17 protein-coding genes and 2 pseudogenes are annotated in these 18,859 nt (G+C 47.4%); 15 read left to right on the forward strand and 4 right to left on the reverse strand.

Features of this window, described 5'->3' with window-relative positions:
• Positions 1 to 239: 239 nt before the first annotated feature.
• Together QUA70_RS03705 and ribD are read right to left on the reverse strand one after the other, a co-directional pair.
• Positions 240 to 836: a hypothetical protein gene (locus tag QUA70_RS03705; protein WP_333345070.1), complete on the reverse strand. Its 597-nt coding sequence runs from the start codon at positions 834 to 836 to the stop codon at positions 240 to 242.
• 45 nt (positions 837 to 881) lie between these two features.
• Positions 882 to 2,057, reverse strand: coding sequence for a bifunctional diaminohydroxyphosphoribosylaminopyrimidine deaminase/5-amino-6-(5-phosphoribosylamino)uracil reductase RibD (ribD, locus tag QUA70_RS03710; protein WP_333345073.1), 1,176 nt, complete (start codon positions 2,055 to 2,057; stop codon positions 882 to 884).
• Positions 2,058 to 2,377: 320 nt separating this feature from the next.
• On the opposite strand from ribD, the gene QUA70_RS03715 reads away from it, so the two are divergent.
• Positions 2,378 to 3,238, forward strand: a complete 861-nt coding sequence (locus QUA70_RS03715) for an FAD-binding domain-containing protein (protein ID WP_333345075.1) — start codon at positions 2,378 to 2,380, stop codon at positions 3,236 to 3,238.
• Positions 3,239 to 3,336: 98 nt separating this feature from the next.
• Complete coding sequence (locus tag QUA70_RS03720; protein WP_190657509.1) at positions 3,337 to 3,750, forward strand: hypothetical protein; 414 nt, start codon at positions 3,337 to 3,339, stop codon at positions 3,748 to 3,750.
• Here QUA70_RS03720 and QUA70_RS03725 read toward each other — a convergent pair.
• Together QUA70_RS03725 and QUA70_RS03730 are read right to left on the reverse strand one after the other, a co-directional pair.
• Positions 3,747 to 3,920, reverse strand: a complete 174-nt coding sequence (locus QUA70_RS03725) for a hypothetical protein (protein ID WP_333345076.1) — start codon at positions 3,918 to 3,920, stop codon at positions 3,747 to 3,749. The genes QUA70_RS03720 and QUA70_RS03725 overlap by 4 nt on opposite strands.
• A complete protein-coding gene (locus tag QUA70_RS03730) occupies positions 3,890 to 4,429 on the reverse strand; it encodes a cyclic nucleotide-binding domain-containing protein (protein ID WP_333345078.1) in 540 nt (179 codons plus the stop codon). The genes QUA70_RS03725 and QUA70_RS03730 overlap by 31 nt, the downstream gene beginning before the upstream one ends.
• Before the next feature lie 148 nt (positions 4,430 to 4,577).
• Between QUA70_RS03730 and QUA70_RS03735 the strand changes: the two genes are divergently transcribed.
• The 13 genes and pseudogenes from QUA70_RS03735 to QUA70_RS03795 all read left to right on the forward strand — a co-directional run.
• Positions 4,578 to 4,856 carry a hypothetical protein gene (locus QUA70_RS03735; RefSeq protein ID WP_333329206.1) on the forward strand — a complete coding sequence of 93 codons (279 nt, stop codon included), beginning with the start codon at positions 4,578 to 4,580 and terminating at the stop codon, positions 4,854 to 4,856.
• A gap of 231 nt (positions 4,857 to 5,087) precedes the next feature.
• Positions 5,088 to 6,197 carry a hypothetical protein gene (locus tag QUA70_RS03740; RefSeq protein WP_333345080.1) on the forward strand — a complete coding sequence of 370 codons (1,110 nt, stop codon included), beginning with the start codon at positions 5,088 to 5,090 and terminating at the stop codon, positions 6,195 to 6,197.
• Positions 6,198 to 6,523: 326 nt separating this feature from the next.
• Positions 6,524 to 6,787, forward strand: coding sequence for a hypothetical protein (locus QUA70_RS03745; protein WP_333025420.1), 264 nt, complete (start codon positions 6,524 to 6,526; stop codon positions 6,785 to 6,787).
• The gene (locus QUA70_RS03750; RefSeq protein ID WP_333329199.1) at positions 6,788 to 7,252 is read left to right on the forward strand and encodes a type II toxin-antitoxin system VapC family toxin; all 465 of its coding nucleotides are present in this window, start codon (positions 6,788 to 6,790) and stop codon (positions 7,250 to 7,252) included. It abuts the gene before it with no gap.
• Between the two features lie 104 nt (positions 7,253 to 7,356).
• Positions 7,357 to 7,632 (forward strand): hypothetical protein, encoded by a 276-nt coding sequence (locus tag QUA70_RS03755; protein WP_333173825.1) that lies wholly within the window; start codon positions 7,357 to 7,359, stop codon positions 7,630 to 7,632.
• On the forward strand, positions 7,625 to 7,966 hold the full coding sequence (locus tag QUA70_RS03760) for a type II toxin-antitoxin system PemK/MazF family toxin (protein WP_333329196.1): 342 nt from the start codon (positions 7,625 to 7,627) through the stop codon (positions 7,964 to 7,966). The genes QUA70_RS03755 and QUA70_RS03760 overlap by 8 nt, the downstream gene beginning before the upstream one ends.
• A 64-nt stretch (positions 7,967 to 8,030) precedes the next feature.
• On the forward strand, positions 8,031 to 11,150 hold the full coding sequence (locus QUA70_RS03765) for an AAA family ATPase (RefSeq protein ID WP_333345082.1): 3,120 nt from the start codon (positions 8,031 to 8,033) through the stop codon (positions 11,148 to 11,150).
• 369 nt (positions 11,151 to 11,519) lie between these two features.
• On the forward strand, positions 11,520 to 14,828 hold the full coding sequence (locus QUA70_RS03770) for a PAS domain S-box protein (RefSeq protein ID WP_333329190.1): 3,309 nt from the start codon (positions 11,520 to 11,522) through the stop codon (positions 14,826 to 14,828).
• Positions 14,829 to 14,987: 159 nt separating this feature from the next.
• A complete protein-coding gene (locus tag QUA70_RS03775) occupies positions 14,988 to 16,862 on the forward strand; it encodes an adenylate/guanylate cyclase domain-containing protein (protein WP_333329188.1) in 1,875 nt (624 codons plus the stop codon).
• Between the two features lie 121 nt (positions 16,863 to 16,983).
• Positions 16,984 to 17,304 (forward strand): annotated as a pseudogene (locus QUA70_RS03780) (Uma2 family endonuclease); the annotation flags it as partial.
• A gap of 60 nt (positions 17,305 to 17,364) precedes the next feature.
• Positions 17,365 to 17,574 (forward strand): helix-turn-helix domain-containing protein, encoded by a 210-nt coding sequence (locus QUA70_RS03785; protein WP_333345084.1) that lies wholly within the window; start codon positions 17,365 to 17,367, stop codon positions 17,572 to 17,574.
• On the forward strand, positions 17,575 to 18,456 hold the full coding sequence (locus QUA70_RS03790; protein WP_333329182.1) for an RNA-guided endonuclease TnpB family protein: 882 nt from the start codon (positions 17,575 to 17,577) through the stop codon (positions 18,454 to 18,456).
• Positions 18,457 to 18,566: 110 nt separating this feature from the next.
• Positions 18,567 to 18,855 (forward strand): annotated as a pseudogene (locus QUA70_RS03795) (Uma2 family endonuclease); the annotation flags it as partial.
• Positions 18,856 to 18,859 lie beyond the last annotated feature (4 nt).

The following is an 18,859-nucleotide window of genomic DNA, read 5'->3' on the forward strand; positions in this document are numbered from 1 at the left end:
AATCAGTTACACTAACCAAAGGGTTAGGCTAACCGTCCCTGGATTTTTAATCCATTTAGGTTAAACGAATCGCACACTTATAATATAATTGTTTGTTGTCACCCTCTTAAGAGAAGAGAAGACTTAAGTCTTCACTACAAACCTAATTATAAATTTTTGACCGTACTTGATATTAAAACAAACAATTCTCTCTTCCATCTTCCATCTTTCATTGGGCAGATCTTTCACTTATTAGTTTCTTACCCCCTGGGAGAGGGCAAAGATTGAACAGGTGCCGGAGGCCAATTAGAGCGACTTCTGGTTAGAGTAGTAGACACCAAAGCATAGCCCAAAACAGCAGGAAGCACGATCGCACTCAGAAACACGATCGCCGCAGCCCAAGTCATCGTATTCGAGAGCGGGCCGTAATGAGTGCGGTAAGGGTCAAAGGTGGGTAAATTAGGCTTCGGGGCGTCCCGCAGCGCGATCGGACGTTTGAACCGCACCCGCCTGTCGTCGAGCTTTTCGAGCAAAATCCAGCCAACTTCCGCCTCTTCCTGGCACAGCTTGTGAAAAATCGCAGGATTGCGAAACAAATCGTTGCTAGCCCGCACAATCTTGTACTCCCAAACCGTCAAATCAACAGCATTAGGAGCGGGTTTGGGATTGCCATTCGAGCGCGCATTTTCAGGCGCATTAAAATTATCTTCTTGAGATTCGTACCGAGTCAAAACTTCCTCCTCCTCATCGCATTTTTGCCCCGCAGCCAATTGCTCGCGGCTCACCACTACACCCGCGAGCGCCGCCTCCAAGCCGAGACTGCCAACCATCAAACTCCAAATCAGAATTTCAACCATAAAAGGAGTTAAAAATCAAAAACTAAAAAGACTCGCTTTTAACTTTCAATCTTTAATTTTCAAATAGCCTTCCACTACACAATCTGCACCCACTGCGCGCCAAGAAACCCGCTCTAAAGTCAAAGCATCAGTCATTGCGGAAAACCCCAAATCTCCTACAGGAGTTGGAGCTCCTTGGCCGCCGACAATTTTAGGAGCAATAAAAGCCATAATTTTTTGAACTGCACCCTCAGCAATTGCCTCGGCCGCCAAAGTGCCGCCACACTCCCAGAGTACAGAAAGAAAAGATCGATCGTACAAATAAGCCATAACATTAGTCGGCGTCAGCGGCGACAATTCGACAACTTCCACCCCTTTTGCGATCAAAAATTCCTGAAATTCCGGGTTAACCCCAGGCTCAGTCAGCACCAAAGTAGCCGCCACAGAGGTTTCCCACAACCAAGCCGACTTCGGCAAATCCAGAGTGCGGCTCATCACCACCCGCAGGGGATTATTCCTATCAGGTTGGTGACTCGTCAGTAGAGGATTGTCCAGACGCACCGTATTTCCGCCAACAATCACAGCATCGCAGCCGACGCGCACCCGGTGTACCTCGCTCCGAGCCTCCTCGCCTGTTACCCAAGCGCTGTGGCCGGTACTGGTAGCAATTTTACCGTCCAAAGTCATTGCATATTTCAAAATTCCAAAAGGCCGGCGGTACAAAATCCGGTGTACAAAAGCCTCGTTGAGTTTCTGGCAAGCTTCCCCTTCCACTCCCGCCACCACTTCAATGCCAGCCTCTCGCAGCCGGGCCAGCCCAGTTCCAGCTACCAAAGGATTCGGATCGACCATGCCAGCCACTACTTTTGCCACCTTGGCCTTAACTAAAGCTTCGGAACAGGGAGGAGTCCGCCCGTAGTGGTTGCAGGGTTCCAGGTTCACGTAGACGGTCGCTCCTTCGGCGAGTTCCCCCGCTTCTCGGAGCGCAAAAACTTCGGCGTGAGGTTGACCGGCACCGGGATGAAACCCTTCGCCGACAATCTTGCCGTCTCGGACAATTACAGAACCGACAAGGGGGTTGGGTGCGGTTTTGCCGAGAGCGCGGCGAGCCAATTCTATGCAGCGGCGCATCATGGCTCGATCGAACTCTTGAATTTCGCTGTTGTCCAGTTGTTTTGTACCTTGCTGCTGTCCGTTAGCTAAGCTGGCGATCGCTTGAGCGTGCGCCGGAAAAGTTTCCATAAGATTTTGGTATGATATCTATCCCTGAGTGTACTGACTTTGATGCTAATTTTGGCTGCGATCCGACGATCGATTGCGGCGGGGGCAAACTGTACGTTACCACTGAGATATGGCACCATTCTCAATTAGCCTTTTATGAACAGGCAAGATGCCTGTTCCCCAAGAAAATTTATCTTTTGTGGAACAGGCATCTTGCCTGTTGCTGACAAGGGTGCAAGATGTGAGTTACCAGGAGTGAAAAGCTATTTAGGGCGATCGACCCGCACGCCCGATCGAATAGCTTTAACATGAGGAAAGAATAGCAGGCGCTTGAAAAAACAATGAGTCAGGACATGAAGCGGGAATTTGCCAACCGCGACGAATTAATTGCCTACGTGCGTGAACAGTTCCCCGAAGCCGCCGCCGGGGACAGCAGCGTTCCCCCAACCCCAGGCGGGCGGAAAGCAGCCGAGACAGCCCTGCAACAAGTCGATCCCGGCAAGTACGCCTCAACCCGCAATTTCCTCAACGGTGCGATAACGCGCTTGTCGCCCTATTTGCGGTACGGAGTTTTGAGTCTTGCGGAAGTCCGGGATGCCGTGCTGGAGAAGGTGCGGCATCAAGAAGAGGCCGTAAAACTTGTCAACGAGTTGGGTTGGCGGGATTATTGGCAGCGACTGTATGCCGAATTGGGCAACGGGATTTGGCAAGACCGGGAACCCTACAAAACGGGTTACACCGCTAAAGATTACAGCGAAACTCTGCCAGAGGATGTCATCGAGGGCTCGACTGGTTTGTTTTGCATCGACAGTTTCAGTCGCCAGTTGCGAGAAACTGGTTATTTGCACAACCACCAGCGGATGTGGACTGCCGCTTATCTCGTACACTGGCGCCGCGTGCGCTGGCAAGCCGGAGCTCGCTGGTTTTTGCAACATTTGCTAGATGGAGATCCGGCGAGCAATAATCTTTCTTGGCAGTGGGTAGCGAGCACTTTTAGTCACAAACCTTATTTTTTTAATCGGGAAAATTTGGAGCGTTACACTAAGGCGGTTTATTGTCGCGATTGTCCTCTGTATGGGCAATGCGATTTTGAGGGAACTTACGAATATTTGGAAGAGAAGTTGTTTCCTCATGGAGAAAAGGTCGATCGTAGCGGCGGTTCTAAAAGTTGGGAACGCCCTAAAAAAGGTCGCAGAAATTAAAAAGTCAGTTGTCAGTTGTCAGTTGTCAGTTGTCAACAGTCAACAGTCAACAGTCAACAGTTAACAGTCAACAGTCAACAGTCAACAATTACTAATTTATGAACAATCCGATTATTTGGCTGCACGGTGACTGCTTGAGTCCTGAAGGCCCGGCTTTTCAAGCGCACCCAGAGGCACCGGCCATCTGGGTTTGGGATGATGCGCTCATTGATGAATGGCAGTTGAGTCTCAAACGAATGGTGTTTATTTACGAATGTTTGCTGGAGTTGCCGGTAGTTATTCGGCGGGGCGATGTGGCTGCGGAAGTTATCGCTTTTGCGATCGAATCCGGCGCAAATCAAGTGGTGACTGCGGAAAGTCCCAGTCCTCGGTTTCAGGATATTTGCCGGGAAATTAAGCGATCGCACCCAGTAGAAGTTTTGCCACCCGAACCCTTTGTCCGCTACGATGGTTACATTGATTTAAAGCGTTTCTCTCGCTATTGGCGCGTCGCTGAAAAATATGTTTTCTAATTGGGAATTGGGAATTGGTAATTGGAAATAGGTGTTCTTTTCTCTTCTTCCTTCTTCCCTCTTCCCTCTTCCTTCTTCCTGAAATCCGTTACATCCGTTACATCCGTTACAGAATCCGTTGCCGAACTTCCTTCTTCCTTCAACTCCCCTTCAAACGCTGCAACAGCCATTGAAATCTCGATTCAGCCAAATCGGGATTTTCGACATTTTCCGGGATAGCGCCCTCGTCGTCGGGCTCTTGATATATTAAACCATCACTATCATCGCCGAAGCGCTGGACTGTACCCCGCAGTCTCGACGAAAGAAATTTGGTAATCGCCCGATAAAACCGCAGGGAAAAAAGCACGTCTTGCTCTAGTTTTTCAGTTAGCAGCCGCCTGGGAATTGACAGGATGAGGCACTCTTCAATTGCCGTGACGCTAGCAGAAGGAAGCCTCCCGTCTACAAAAGACATTTCGCCCAACACTTCCCCAGCAATAATTTTTCCAATTTCTTTGTCGCCCAAAGATGATACAGCAACGCTCAAAGTTCCCTCCAGAACTATGTACAGGGCGTCTAAGGGCTTACCTTCGGTGATCAGGGTTGTGCCGGGGAGGACTTGGGTGCGGGTTCCGTTGGCGAGCATCCAATCGATGTCGCGATCGCTCAATTCGCCTAATATGACTAGAACTTTGCTCATAAAGTCAGGTTGAGATCAGATAATTTGTATTTTTTTACTTGTTTAGTTGCGTGCTGTTGTTAGATGGTCAGACCCTGAGCGAAAGCGAAGGCTAAACTTTACAAATAGAACACTAAATTTTACACAATTTTCATAATGTTCAGTAATTTTGACACGATCGACCCACAAATATTTCTCGAATCGGTGGTATTATTCTACATTAATTGTCATGGACTGTGCAGCAGCCGATCGCGTTGTTTTAACTGCACTTGCTTTGGACTGCGGGGCTGCCAAAACTGTGTTGAAAGCTTGTTGTCTCTTGGTTTCGAGCTGGTGCGCCCTCAAAAACCGGATTTTTCCGGCATGGCTGCGAGTGCAGCGCCCCCAAGTACAGTATTGTAGAATGCAAGCCAGACGCGCGATCGATTCCTCAATTAAACAGGATTAAGGATGAAATCACCCCTAGGATTGATTTTTAGCCGATCGATAGGTAAATTTAAATTAGCCTCTAAACCCGCCGTCAGTTCTTAAATCTAATCAGCTTGAGAGTTGACTCTTCAACGGTAGAATGCCAATCTAGGAACAACACAACTCATATTTGTGTCTTTTTTGAGCAAAGCTCTCGACTAGCGCCCTCAAACACTTACACTTTTAACACACCCTTCATTGAGGAGTTTCTATGAATAGTCTATTTTCCAAGTCTACTTTCGCGTTAATAAATCTTGCAGCTTTAGCTGTTTGTTGCAGCACCCTGTCAGCGAAAGCTGAAACTGGCAACTTGCCGGATATCGGTACAACTGCAACAATCGCAGCTCAAAATATTGACCAAATTTCTGAGCCGACGGCAACTTCAGCAGTTAAGCCCGACGCAGAAACAACCGCTAGTAATACAAAAATTGATTCAATCAGTTGGAGCCAACTAACAGAAACGGCAGAGCCAGCAGCCTCTGAAACGGCAGCCAACTTGCAAGTATCTATTGCTGCACCAGAAAAATCAGAAGCAGCAACATCTGAAATTGCTGAGACAGAAACAGCGCCAAATACCTCCATTGCTGCTGAGACCCAAAAGTCGGAAGAAACCGCTAAAATTGCTGATAATAGCGTCAAAGTGCAGTCCACTGTCGAGAATGCCAAAAAGAGCGATCGACCTACCTCAATTGTTGCCGAGATCAATAATCTGGAAGTAACAGCAACGAAGGAAGAAAAAGAAGTCAAAACAGCAGAAGAATTGTTGAGCAATCCTGTCAGCACTTCCGCCTCAGCTTTGACAAACCAACCGAAAGTTGCTGAAAAACCGGCAACTGTCTCGGAACCAACTGAAAAAGTGGCTCAAGGAACTCAAATCCGACCAGGCAGAGCAACTCGTTCCGGGCCCAGCTACATCGGCATTGGTGGCAATCTAGGTTTTGGCGGAGATTCAGCTTTAGGCGACGGTTCATTTGCCATTATTAGCAAAATCGGTTTGACAAACAATTTGTCGGTGAGGCCGACTGTTTTGTTCCAGGACGACTTAGCTTTTCTAGTTCCCGTTACCTTCGATTTTGTATCTCAAAATACCGTCGAAGTCACCGAGGATTTTGTGATTACTGCTGCTCCTTATGCAGGTGCTGGCGTGATAATTTCTACCGGGGATGACGGTACTTTGGGCTTCCTGATTTCGGGGGGTGTAGATGTGCCGCTGACGAGAAATTTTACAGCAACAGCGGGACTGAATGTTGGTTTTGTAGACGGAGCTGAAGTGGGATTGTTAGTCGGTGTCGGCTATACGTTCCCGAATATTGCCCGGTAGTGTTGCTGTTTGAGCAAACGCACGACAAATAAATAGGCGCGGGGTTGGCTGTAGGGATACAGTCAACCCTTTTTGATGATGGAAAATCTGCCTATGCGATCATCGATGTAGGGTGCGCCATAAGCACAGACCGGTAATGTAGGGTTTGAAATCTTCGTAGAAACCCGGTTTCTTTACTCGTCCTGGACGCACAATCCCGATAGATGAAGGATAATAGGTCGTTTCAGCCATCAATCTAAGTCCAGAAAGCCGGAATATTCGTGACAGCGTGCAAGTCTGATAGTTGTATAATAGACACACTAGCCAAGCGTAAAAAGTAGAATCCTATGCCGCAGGGAATCTTCAACAAAATCCTCAATCAGCTTGACACTCTGGAACTGCTAGAACTACAGCAACTAGAGCGCGCTATAGGGATATATCTGGCCCAGAAAGAACAAACTGCTCAACGGACAAAATTGCACCAAGCGCTGTTAACTTCTGGTTTAGTAAAAAAAATCAAGCATTCTTCTGGGAGTCAGCAAACAGAACGGCGACTAATTCAGGTACAGGGCAAGCCTGTTTCTGAGACAATTATTGAGGAACGCCGCTAGATGACAATTTATTTTGTAGATAGCAGTGCGCTGGTCAAACGCTACATTAATGAAATAGGTTCGGCATGGGTTTTGAGTTTGTGCGATCCTGCACTTAACAACGATATATTGATTGCTGCTATTACAAGTGTTGAAATTGTTGCTGCAATTACCAGAAGGTCGCGCGGCAGAAGTATCAATGCGACCGATGCTACAGCAGCGTGCAATCAGTTCAGGAGTGACCTACAACCTGATACTCAGATTGTAGAATTCACCGAAAGCATTATTAACTCTGCAATGGCCTTAGCTGAAACCTACGGATTGCGAGGCTATGATGCTGTGCAGCTAGCAACAGGCTGTGGCATAAATAACCTTTGCACAGCTAACAGTTTGCCTGCGATGACTTTTGTATCTGCTGACGGGGAGCTGAATGCAGCAGCAACAAGTGAGGGTTTGATAGTTGAAAATCCCAACAACTACCCGTAAGGTCGCAAGCCCGTACAGTAAAAACCGCACAAATCTGGTTTGTTGCCGAGTATCGGGATGCTCCCGGATCGATCGTACTTTCTCACCAACCACCCGAAAAAACCGTGACCAAAACAGAAATCTTAGCAGCCCTCAAAAATCTGACAGCAGAAGAACGCCTAGAAATCATCGAAACAGCTTCGCGGATGATGCGCGAAGAAATAGAAGAAAAAGCCCAGCGCAAAGTTGAGAGAAAGCGGAGACTCAGAGCCGCAGCAGAAGCAGCGGTTCCTTTGTATGAACCAGGAGGGCCGCTGCACGATTTGTGGTCGCCCGACAGCGAACCGTATTTCGATTCAGAGGAAGAATACCTGAACGCAGGGGTAAAAACTAATGCGTAAGGGCGCAATTTGGCTTGTCAGACTAGATCCAACGGTGGGAGATGAAATCGGCAAAACTAGACCAGTTGTGGTTGTCAGCGATGATGAAGTGGGAAATTTGCGGCTCAAAGTAATTGTTCCAATTACAGCATGGAACGATCTTTTTTCCCCGCTTGATTGGATGGTGCAGCTCGAACCGACATCAGAAAATGGCTTGGCCAAACTCTCCGCCGCCGATACTTTTCAAGTCCGTTCCGTCTCGCAACAAAGATTTGTCCGACAACTCGGAACCCTGTCCGAGACAATTAGGGAAGAAATTGCAGAAGCACTGACAATTGTTCTTGATCTGGATTGAATAACTAGGCAACAGCGTACAAATAGTGTTATTTATAGATAGATTGTATGGCGCGATGGCCTAAATGATTCCTATACAACTTACACTCAAAAATTTTCTCAGCTATCGCGAAGCTGCTTTAGACTTTCGCGGCCTGCACACCGCTTGCATTTGCGGGCCTAACGGTGCTGGCAAATCCTCCCTCTTAGAAGCCATATGCTGGACACTTTGGGGCTGTTGCCGCAGCGATACGGAAGACGATATCATCCACATCGGCGAAACTGATGTGCGCGTTGATTTCACTTTCTCCACCGGGGGCCAAATCTACCGCGTGATTCGCAACCGCCGACGCGGACAATCGGGAAGTTTGGAATTTCAAGTCAGCTTGAATTCTGCCGAGAGCGAGGAAAAACTTAATTTCCGCACGCTCACAGACAAGGGTCTGAGAACAACTCAGCAAAAAATCCTCGAACACATCAAACTCGATTACGATACTTTCATCAACTCGGCGTATTTGCGGCAGGGGCGAGCTGATGAATTTATGCTCAAAAAGCCGATCGAACGCAAACAAGTTTTAGCCAACCTGCTCAAACTAGATCAATACGATACTTTATCCGAACAAGCCAAGGATACGTCCAAACAATTTAAAGCTCAAGTCGATCTACTTAAACAGAGTTTGCAAACCTTACAAGAGCAACTGCAACAAAAAGAGACGATCGCCTCAGAACAAACTCAATTGCAGCAAGCAACCGATTTGCTTCAGCAGCAGCAGCAAGCCGACACAACCGAGTTACAGCAACTGCAACTCCAGCACCACAACCGCCAAACTTGGCAAAAACTCCTCGCAGGCCACCAGCAACAGCACTACAATATCTCTCAAGAATGCCGCCGCTTGCAGCAAGAACTCAGCGCAGCCAAACAGCAGCAAAATGAGCTGCAAGCCCTCCTTGTTCAAGAAAATGAAATAACAAAAGGCATCGCGTATTTCCACAGCTTGCAAGCCACAGAAGAAACTCTGGCTGGCAAATTTAAAGCTAACCAACAAGCCCAAAATCAGCGTCAGCAATTGCAAGAACAGCAGCGGCAAGAACTGAGCTTTTTGCAAAGCAAAATTCAGCAGTTGCAAGCTCAATTAGAGGTTTTAGAACAGGATGAAAAAGATGTTCTGGAAATTCTCAAGCAGCAGCCGGAGGTTGATAAAGGACTCGCACAGTTGCAAGCAGTTCGATGGCGCCTCAACGAACTAGAGCAACTGCAACTGCAAGTTTCGCCGCTGCTACAACAGCAGCAGCAAAAGCAACAAAAGCTCGATCGCGCCCGCGCCGGTTTAACCGCCCGCTTAGAGGAAATCAACCGACAGGTGCAAGTTCAGCAGCAGCAGCGACAGCCGCAATTACAGCAGGAAATCTCGGCCATCGCCAATCAAATTTTGCAGTTGGAAAACAAGCGAGTTTATCAGCAGCGAGTCCGCGAAAAAGGTCAAGAAAGGCACGACTTTCTCGGAAACCTGCAAGCCAAAAGCCGCGACTATCAAACCAGACTCGCCGAGATCGACCAAAAACTGCAACTGCTGCGGAAACATGAAGGAGAAACCAGCGCAGGTGAAGGTAAAGCCTCGAATTTTGCGGAAAAGGAGCCATCGAATTCGCCTTTAATGGTGCGGGATGCAAATTTTGGCAATTGTCCTTTGTGCGATCGACCTTTAGACGAACACTACTGGAATTTGGTAGTCACAAAACACCACTCCCAACAGCAGGAAATCTGGAACCAACTGTGGGTTGTGCGCGAACAGTTGGCCGTCTCCGAGCGCGAAATTCAAGTCCTCAGACATGAATACCGAGAACTAGAAGAGGAATTAGCGCCCTACCAAGAATTGCGGGAACGCCGCAGCCATTTGCAAGCACAATTAGATGGACTAAGCCAAGACGAAAACCGGCTGCAAACTATGCGTCAAGACGCGGAGGAAATCGAGCGGTTGCTGCGTAGCGGCGAGTATGCAGCCGATGACTTGGGCGAACTCCAGCAAATCGAACAGCAACTGCAACACCTCAATTACAGCGATAGCAGCCACTCCCTCGCCCGCAGCGATGAAAAGCGCTTGCGGTGGGCGGAAATTAAGCAAGCTCAAATCAAAGACGCTCAGCAGAAACGGAATAAAATTAATGCCCGCCGCCCGGATTTGCAAACTCAATTAGCCTCCGTACAACAACAGTTAGAACAGCAAAAAAATAGCTCGGAAATACAGCAGCAAATTCTGTCTTTAGATAGATACATTGCCGAAGTTGGCTATAATTTGGAACAGCACGAACACGTCCGCAGCGAAATGCGCCGATCGCAGTTTTGGATCGCGCGCGCCGAAAAATTGCGATCGGCAACTGTGCAGTACCCGCAAGTGCAGCAGCGGGTTAATGAAATAGCCAATTCCATCGCAGTGCGCGATCGAGATTTGCAAGCTGTCAGCGCTCAAACTTCCGCGATGAACCAGCAATTGCAAGAACATCCCGATCCCACAGCCCGCATCAGTGCGATCGAACAGCAAATGGGTCGCCGCCGCCAGCAGCTAGACCAACATTTGGGAAGTCTCGGACGCCTCCAGCAGCAGCAGCAAAATCTGGAAAATCTGCAAGTTCAGCTAGTAGCTCAAAAAGAGCAAATGCAAGTTGCTAAACGCCAGCAGCGAGTTTATCAAGAGTTGGGCCAAGCATTTGGTAAAAACGGCATTCAAGCTTTAATGATTGAAAATGTTTTGCCTCAACTCGAAGCTGAAACCAATCAGATATTGTCGAGATTGAGCGCGAATCAATTGCACGTTCAATTTATTACTCAGCGAGCGGCTGCTTCTAAAAAAGCAACTAAATTGATTGACACTTTAGACATTTTAATTGCTGATGCTCGCGGTACTCGCGCCTACGAAACTTACTCGGGCGGTGAAGCTTTTCGGATTAATTTTGCGATTCGGCTGGCGCTGGCGAGACTGCTGTCTCAGCGGGCGGGTACGGCTTTGCAAATGTTGATTATTGATGAGGGGTTCGGGACTCAGGATGCGGAAGGGTGCGATCGGCTGATTGCTGCAATTAATGCGATCGCCTCCGACTTCGCCTGCATCCTCACCGTTACCCATATGCCCCACCTGAAAGAAGCTTTTCAAGCCAGGATTGAAGTAAGCAAAACTTCTCAGGGTTCTTGCATTAGCTTGTCAATTTAAAAGGGTTGACGAGCCGGATGGAAGGAAAAGAAGAAAAAAAGTTGAAAATATCAGTATTTTCACCTTCTGTTTTCTTGCTGCCTTCGGTATTTTCCCCTTCTGTTTTCTGGATAAGTGCCTAATGCCTTCGGTTGTACTACTTTCAAACCAGAAGGCAACTGTATGCCCGGCCCCAAACCATAATGGAATCAGTCATTGCCAATCTAAAACCTAAAATGGTATTAGTCGTCTCCCCCGTCGGCTTTTTTGGGCTGCTGGCTTTTTTAACAAGGCTCAATTAAGAATAAAATTATACAATAAGAATGGCTCAAGCTATTTATAATTTTTTATTGTTCTGTCCGCTCCCAAGGAGTTTGGATATTGCCACCGATGACAACAGACTCTTTCCACCTGTCTCTCCTAGAGCGGGCGATCGCAGCGTCGAGCAACAGCATCCTCATCGCCGATGCTACCAAGCCTGACACACCTATTATCTACTGCAATCCTGCTTTTGAGAAACTGACTGGTTACAGCGCCCAAGAAGTTATTGGACGCAACTGCCGATTTTTGCAGGGCCCCGATACCGATCAGGCCGAATTAAACAAACTCCGCAGCAGTTTACGATCGGGAACGGAAATTCAGGTAGTTCTCAAAAATTATCGCAAAGACAAAACTCCTTTTTGGAACGAATTAATCGTTTCCCCCATCCTAGACAACGAGGGAAAATTAACTCATTTTATCGGAGTTCAGAACGATATTAGTAAAAGAGTAGCAGCCGAAACAGCCCTGCAAGAAAGCGAAGAAAGATTGCGGGCGATCGCCACTGTGACTCCCGTTCCCATGTCAATTACACGCCTAGAAGACAGCGTTATTTTGTATGCCAATCCTGCCCTAGGGGAAAGTTTAGGTTTGAGTCCCGAACAACTTATCGGACGCAAAAAAATTGAACTTTATGCCAATATCAATGACCGCCGTCAATTGATAGAATTAGTCAAACAAAACGGCTTTAGCGACAGCGAACAAATCTGCCTTAGGAAAGCAAACGGCAGTTTGTTTTGGGTGAAAATGTCGATGCGTTCGATTAATTTTAACGGCGAAGCAGCAATTTTATCGGCATTTTACGATATTACCGATCGCGTAGAAGCAGAAACAGCATTACGGCAAAGCGAAGCGAGGTTTCAAAAACTAGCCGCCAACGTTCCCGGAATGATTTATCAATTTCAGTTAGCAGCAGACGGTACTGTGTCATTCCCCTACGTCAGTTCCGGCTGCCGCGAACTCTGGGAATTAGAACCTCTTGTACTCCAAAACTCAGCTATTCCCGCGATCGAAATGATTCATCCAGACGATGCGCCAAGCTTCCAGGAATCTCTTGCTATCTCAGCTAAAACTTTAGAACCTTGGCGGTGGGAAGGCAGATTTGTTTTTCCCGGCGATCGGATGAAGTGGATTAGCGGGGCTTCGCGACCAGAACCGGGCGAAAAAGATGACATTATTTGGGACGGCTTGTTGATTGACATTAGCGATCGCAAACTTGCAGAATCAGCACTGCGGCAAAGCGAAGCCAGATTTCAAAAAATGGCCGCCAACGTGCCGGGAATGATTTATCAATACTTGCTGCATCCCGACGGTTCCGATGAATTCATTTATGCCAGTTCAGGCTGTTGGGAACTCTACGAATTAGAGCCAGAAAAAATTCAAGAAAACTCCGGTTTAATGTGGTCAATGGTGCATCCAGAAGACCTAACAGCCATGTTAGAATCAGTCGCAATTTCCGGCGAAACTTTAAAACCTTGGATATATGAAGGGCGGATCGTAACCGGATCGGGAAAACTGAAATGGATTCGTGGCATCGCCCGCCCCGAACTTCAAGCGGGCGGGAATATACTGTGGGAGGGGGTGACAATCGACATCAGCGATCGCAAGCTAGCAGAAATCGCCCTCAGCGAGTCAAAAATCGCCCTGCAACAAGCCAATCAAGAGCTGGAAAAGCGCGTCTTAGAACGCACGGAAGCCTTGGAAACATCCCAAAAAATGCTGTGGTTGGTAATCAATAACATCCCTCAGTTAATCGCCTGGAAAGATCGAGATTTAGTTTATTTGGGAGGTAACAAAAACTTTGCCAAAGTCGCAGGTTTCAATCACCCCAGTGAAATCGCCGGTCTCACCGACTTCGATATGCCCTGGAAGCCGGAAGAAACAGAATTTTTTCGAGCCTGCGACCGCCGCATCATGGCAACCAACACCCCAGAATATCACATCATAGAATCCAAAATGCAAGCCGACGGCACCCAGTGCTGTCTGGATACCAATAAAATACCTTTACACGACAATTCCGGCAATGTTGTCGGCATTTTGTCTACCTTTGAAGACATCACCGATAGGCTTTCCCTAGCAGCTAAAGTCCGGGCTAGTGAGGAACTATTTCGCACAATTTTTGAAGATGCACCCATCGCTATCTACTTAGCTAATTTAGACGATAACAAGTTAGTGCGAGTCAATAAAACTTATTGCGAAATGCTGGGATATACCGCAGCAGAATTGCTCGCCCAAACATTTATAGAACTTGGGCATCCCGACGATTATCCAAAAAATATCCAAGTTGCTGATTCTCTTGAACGGGGAGAAATTACTCACTATCAAATCGAACTCCGCCAGATTACCGCTACAGGTAAAATTGTTTGGGTAAATGTGACAGCTACTTTGATCCGAGACGGCGAAGGAAAACCTATTTACAACTTAGGGATGATTGAAAATATCACGAACCGCAAAATTTCCGCCGCCGCCCTCCAAGCTTCCGAATCTCAATTAAGAAAACAAGCCGCCCAATTGCAAGAAGCCTACGAACAACTACAAAACGCTCAAATCCAATTAGTTCAATCCGAAAAAATGTCGAGTCTCGGTCAGATGGTGGCTGGCATCGCCCACGAAATCAACAATCCCGCAACTTTTATTAACGGCAATATTTCTCACACTTACAACTATTTTAATGATTTAATAGAACTCTTAAGTCTCTACCAGGAATGCTACCCGTCCCCAGTGCCTCAGATTGCTGAAAAAGTTAAGGACTTAGAGTTAGATTTTCTGAAGGAAGATTTGCCAAAAATGTTAAAATCCATGAGAGTAGGAGTAGAAAGAATCAGTAAGATTGTGTTGTCGCTGCGGAACTTTTCGCGACTGGATGAATCAGAAATGAAGTTGGTAGACGTTCATGAAGGAATTGACAGTACACTGTTAATCTTGCAGCACAGATTGCATCAGGCCAGTATAAAAAGCAGGATTGAAATTATTAAAGAATACGGAAAAATATCAAAAATTTACTGTTGTGCGGGTCAGTTAAACCAGGTATTTCTCAATATTATCAGCAATGCGATCGACGCTCTAGAAAACCAACCGCAACCTCGGACGATCGTGATTCGCACCCTCATCAAAAAAGCCGGGTTGAAAAATCATAGTAATAGCAAGCTCAGTCAGTGCGATCGCATTGTAATTTGCATCGCCGACAGTGGCCCGGGAATGAGCGAAGACGTTCGCAAGCGGCTATTTGACCCGTTCTTCACCACCAAGCCCGTAGGCTCTGGAACTGGCTTAGGATTATCCATCAGCCATCAGATTGTGGTAGAAAAACATAAGGGAAGCCTGCGGTGCATCTCAGCGCCCGGACAGGGAGCGGAATTCTGGATTGAAATCCCCTGCTGAGCGATAGTCCATTAATCTAAAAGTTTCAAGATATAACTTTTAATTCCCAATTGCCGTCGGTGCTTGAGTTATCAGGGTTTTGAATTAACCGCACTCAGAGGCCGGAACCAATCGCACTCAGCGGTGTGCTAATCTGCTGCCCTTATTCGCTAGGCAATTATGCTGAAAAAACTACCTTTATCCTGGTCTCGCTACATTCCAGCCGGGTTGACGCTGGCTTTGGGTGTCGGGCTGTCGCTTCTGACTTTTACCGTGGTTTGGGACTGGGAAGACAACCGCCGCGACTACGAAATGCACCGCCGCATTGACGATATTTCGATCGGCATCGAACGCCAGCTCAACTCCGACTTAGATACTGTTCTCGCCCTCAGCGACTACATGAAAGCCTTCAACGCCGTCGAGCGTTCCTCTTTTGCCCGGTTTGTCGCCCGGCCCCTATCCGTCCACCCCAGCCTGCAACTCCTGGCTTGGGCCCCCCGCGTCCCCAATTCCCAGCGGCCCAACTACGAAACCAAAGCTAGAACCGAAACCGACCCCAGCTTCGAGATTACAGAGCGCGGCCCGCGAGGAGAACTCCGCAAGGCCCTCCAGCGTTCCGAATATTTCCCGGCTTTCTACGTCGAACCCCCAGCCGGAAACGAGACTGTATTAGGCTTTGACCTCGCCTCCCACCCAGAAATCCGCGCCGCGCTCGATCGAGGACGTGATACAGGAGAAATGATTGTCACCAACTACATCGGCCTAACTCAGGGCAATTCCCCGGAACAGGGTCTTTTGGCCATAGTTCCGATTTACGAAAACAGCAGTAAACCGACTACCCTCGAATCCCGTCGCCAACTGCTACAAGGATTTGTTCTGGGCGTATTTCGAGGCAAAGATATTTTCCAAACCTCTTTAAAAGGACGCAATACCGACTACCTCAATATTTATCTCGTTAGCGAGGCTCCAGACAAGCAAGAAGCACCGTCGCTGTTACCGCAAACGGGGAACCCGGTTCTCAAAAATCTGCCTGGTAACGGACAAATTCAGCAATTTGCGGTGCAGTTCCAATCCGCCAGCCAACAAGTGCTTCCAGCATCAGCCGCTGCGGATCGATCCCTCATGCAAAACTGCCCGATTCTTGACAATCCAGGCCCGAACTATACAGCTTGCAGAAGGCGGCTGAAAATTAGCGGCCGCCAGTGGTCTATGTACGTGTCGGCAACGCCGGAAATTCGCAGGATTCGCAAGCACTGGCGCTCTTGGGGAACTCTGACGATGGGGATGCTGTGGACTCTGATTCCGGTGACATATATGCTGACATCTTTGAGCCGCGCCGCCCAAATCGAAAAGCTAGCCGGAGAAAGAATTCGCCAAGCCGAACAGTTGCAGGCTGCTTACCTACAGTTGGAACTCGAACAAGCTAAATCCGAGCAACTGCTGCTGAACGTTTTGCCGGCAGCGATCGCCCTGCGTTTGAAGGACAATGAACACAATATCGCCGAAAGTTTTGCGGAAGTGACTGTGATGTTTGCCGACATTGTGGGGTTTACAGAGCTTTCGTCGAGAATTTCAGCGACGGCAGTGGTGGAAGTGCTCAACGATATTTTTTCGGCTTTTGACCACTTGGCCGATCGCCACGGTTTGGAGAAAATTAAGACTATTGGTGACGCTTACATGGTTGTCGGCGGTTTGCCTACGGCCAGAGAGGATCACGCCGAGGCGGTTGCGAACATGGCGATCGATATGTTGCATGAAATTAGGCTCCTCAGTTTAGAACATTCGGAACCTTTCAGCATTCGGATCGGGATTAGCAGTGGCCCTGTCGTTGCCGGCGTTATCGGCTTAAAAAAGTTTATTTACGACCTCTGGGGCGACACAGTAAATATTGCTTCGCGCATGGAATCCCACGGGATTACCGGCTGCATTCAAGTCACCGCCGAAACCTACGAGATATTAAAAGATAAATATACTTTTCAGAAGCGCGGCGCCATTCAAATCAAGGGCAAGGGATACATGGTTACTTATTTGCTTACTGGGAAAAAAGATTATTGACACCGCCCAAAAACGGATACAAGCCTCCGACTCCCCGATCGACTAAGACTTTCTATCGCAAAGCTAAAATAGTGTAAGCTCAAGGTATTTTATCACCCCTGCACCAAAAAAAGGAAAAACCATGACGACGCTGCTAATTCAAACCGAAAGCGTCCCAATGACGGTCAATTTCCCTGCGTTCCAATCGATGACTGTTGAACAGTTCTATGAATTCTGTCTAGTTAATCGCGATTTGAGAATTGAGCGTACAGCCAGTGGGGAAGTTATCATTATGTCACCAGCTTTTTCAGATACAGGGAACCGCAACATTAAAATTGCTCAGCAACTTGCGAACTGGGCAGAACAAGATGGCACAGGTGAAGCGTTTGACTCCAGTGCAGGCTTTACCTTGCCAAATGGAGCAACCAGATCCCCCGATGCCTCATGGATTAAACTAGAGCAAAACTTAAGTGCCAAATAGTTTGCTAAACTTATTCACAGTTAATCACCGAGAGGAAGTTTCATGTTTGCTGTCAAGCGGGCGCTCAAATTAAATAACAAGGAAGCGACGTTAATGGCGAAACACGCAGGATTTAGGCGCGTAGTTTTCAATTTTGGGTTGAGCCTGCGAACTCAAATGTACAGTGAGGGGAAATTTACCGACTCGAAGGTACTCAACGAAGTCAAGAAGGTTCTCACCAATCACGTCAAGAAAACGTCTGAATTTGCTTGAATGAACCAGTTGTCTAGCCGAGTTTATCAAAACGCTTTGATTGACTTAAAAGATGCTTTTAGTCGATATCGTTCAGGGAAAGCAGGTCATCCGAAGTTCGCCAGCCGCCGAGACGGTCAATCTTTTACGGTTGATTCATCTAACGGTAAAGTTTTGTTAGTCGCTGGTAGCACTATCAAGATTCCTACGTTGGGAACTTTTCGACTTTTTGAGCCGTTAGAATGTGGTTTTATTTCTCAAACTTTTACGGTTTCAAAAGAAGGGAATCGCTGGTTTGTTTCCTTTTGTGTTGATGCAGAGCGCCTGCCCGGTGGGCAGTCTGAAGGTTCTGTGGGAATTGATGTCGGCATCAAGTATGTGGCCACGCTATCAACCCAACAGAGTTTTGATGCACCAAAGCCGCTAAAGCAAGCGAAAACCAAGCTTGCTACTTTACAGCGCAAAGCATCTAAACAGGTAAAAGGCTCTCGAAATCAGCGCAAAACCTACAACAAAATTAGTCAGCTCCATGCACGAGTCGCTCGTATTCGCTTAGACTTCCTTCACAAGTTAACAACTTACCTAGCTAAAACTTTCAAGCTAATTAAGATTGAGAACTTGAATGTTCAAGGAATGATGGCGAATCATAAGTTAGCTGGAGCAATATCTGACCTTGGATTTTACGAATTCAAACGTCAGCTCGACTACAAATGCCAAATGTATGGAGCTAGTTTAGTGCTAGTAGACCAGTGGTTCCCTAGTACGAAAACTTGCTCAAATTGTGGCACAAAAAAAGATATGCCACTAAGCGTTCGGACTTTTGACTGTCCTACTTGTGGCATATCTTTGGATCGGGATTTTAACGCAAGTTTGAATATTTTAAATTGGGAACCCTCGGCTTGAGGGGAATAGCCTACTTATCTTGGGATTAGCCGTCTACCCAATAGCGTAGGAAGTGAACTCGAATTGTGTCTAAAAATGAGTTTAGACAAGTTTAGATAAGTTTCACGAAGCAGCGCTGGAATGCCTTAACTGAAGAACAAAAAGCCTCCTTCGCACCGATTTGTCCTGACTTTGTGATTGAATTTCGGTCTGCTAGTGACACTCTCAAGGGATTGCAAAACAAGATGCAAGAATATGTTGAGAACGGTGTATCGCTCGGCTTTTTGGTCGATCGCAAAAACAGAAAAGTCTACATCTACCGTCCCCCATCGCGAACCTGAAATCTTAGATAATCCTGAAACAGTCAGCGCTGATCCAGAGTTACCGGGATTTGTCTTGCGGATGGCAAAAATCTGGTGATTTA

It is taken from the genome of Microcoleus sp. LAD1_D5 (genome assembly GCF_036702115.1).
Taxonomy (GTDB): Bacteria; Cyanobacteriota; Cyanobacteriia; order Cyanobacteriales; family Microcoleaceae; genus Microcoleus.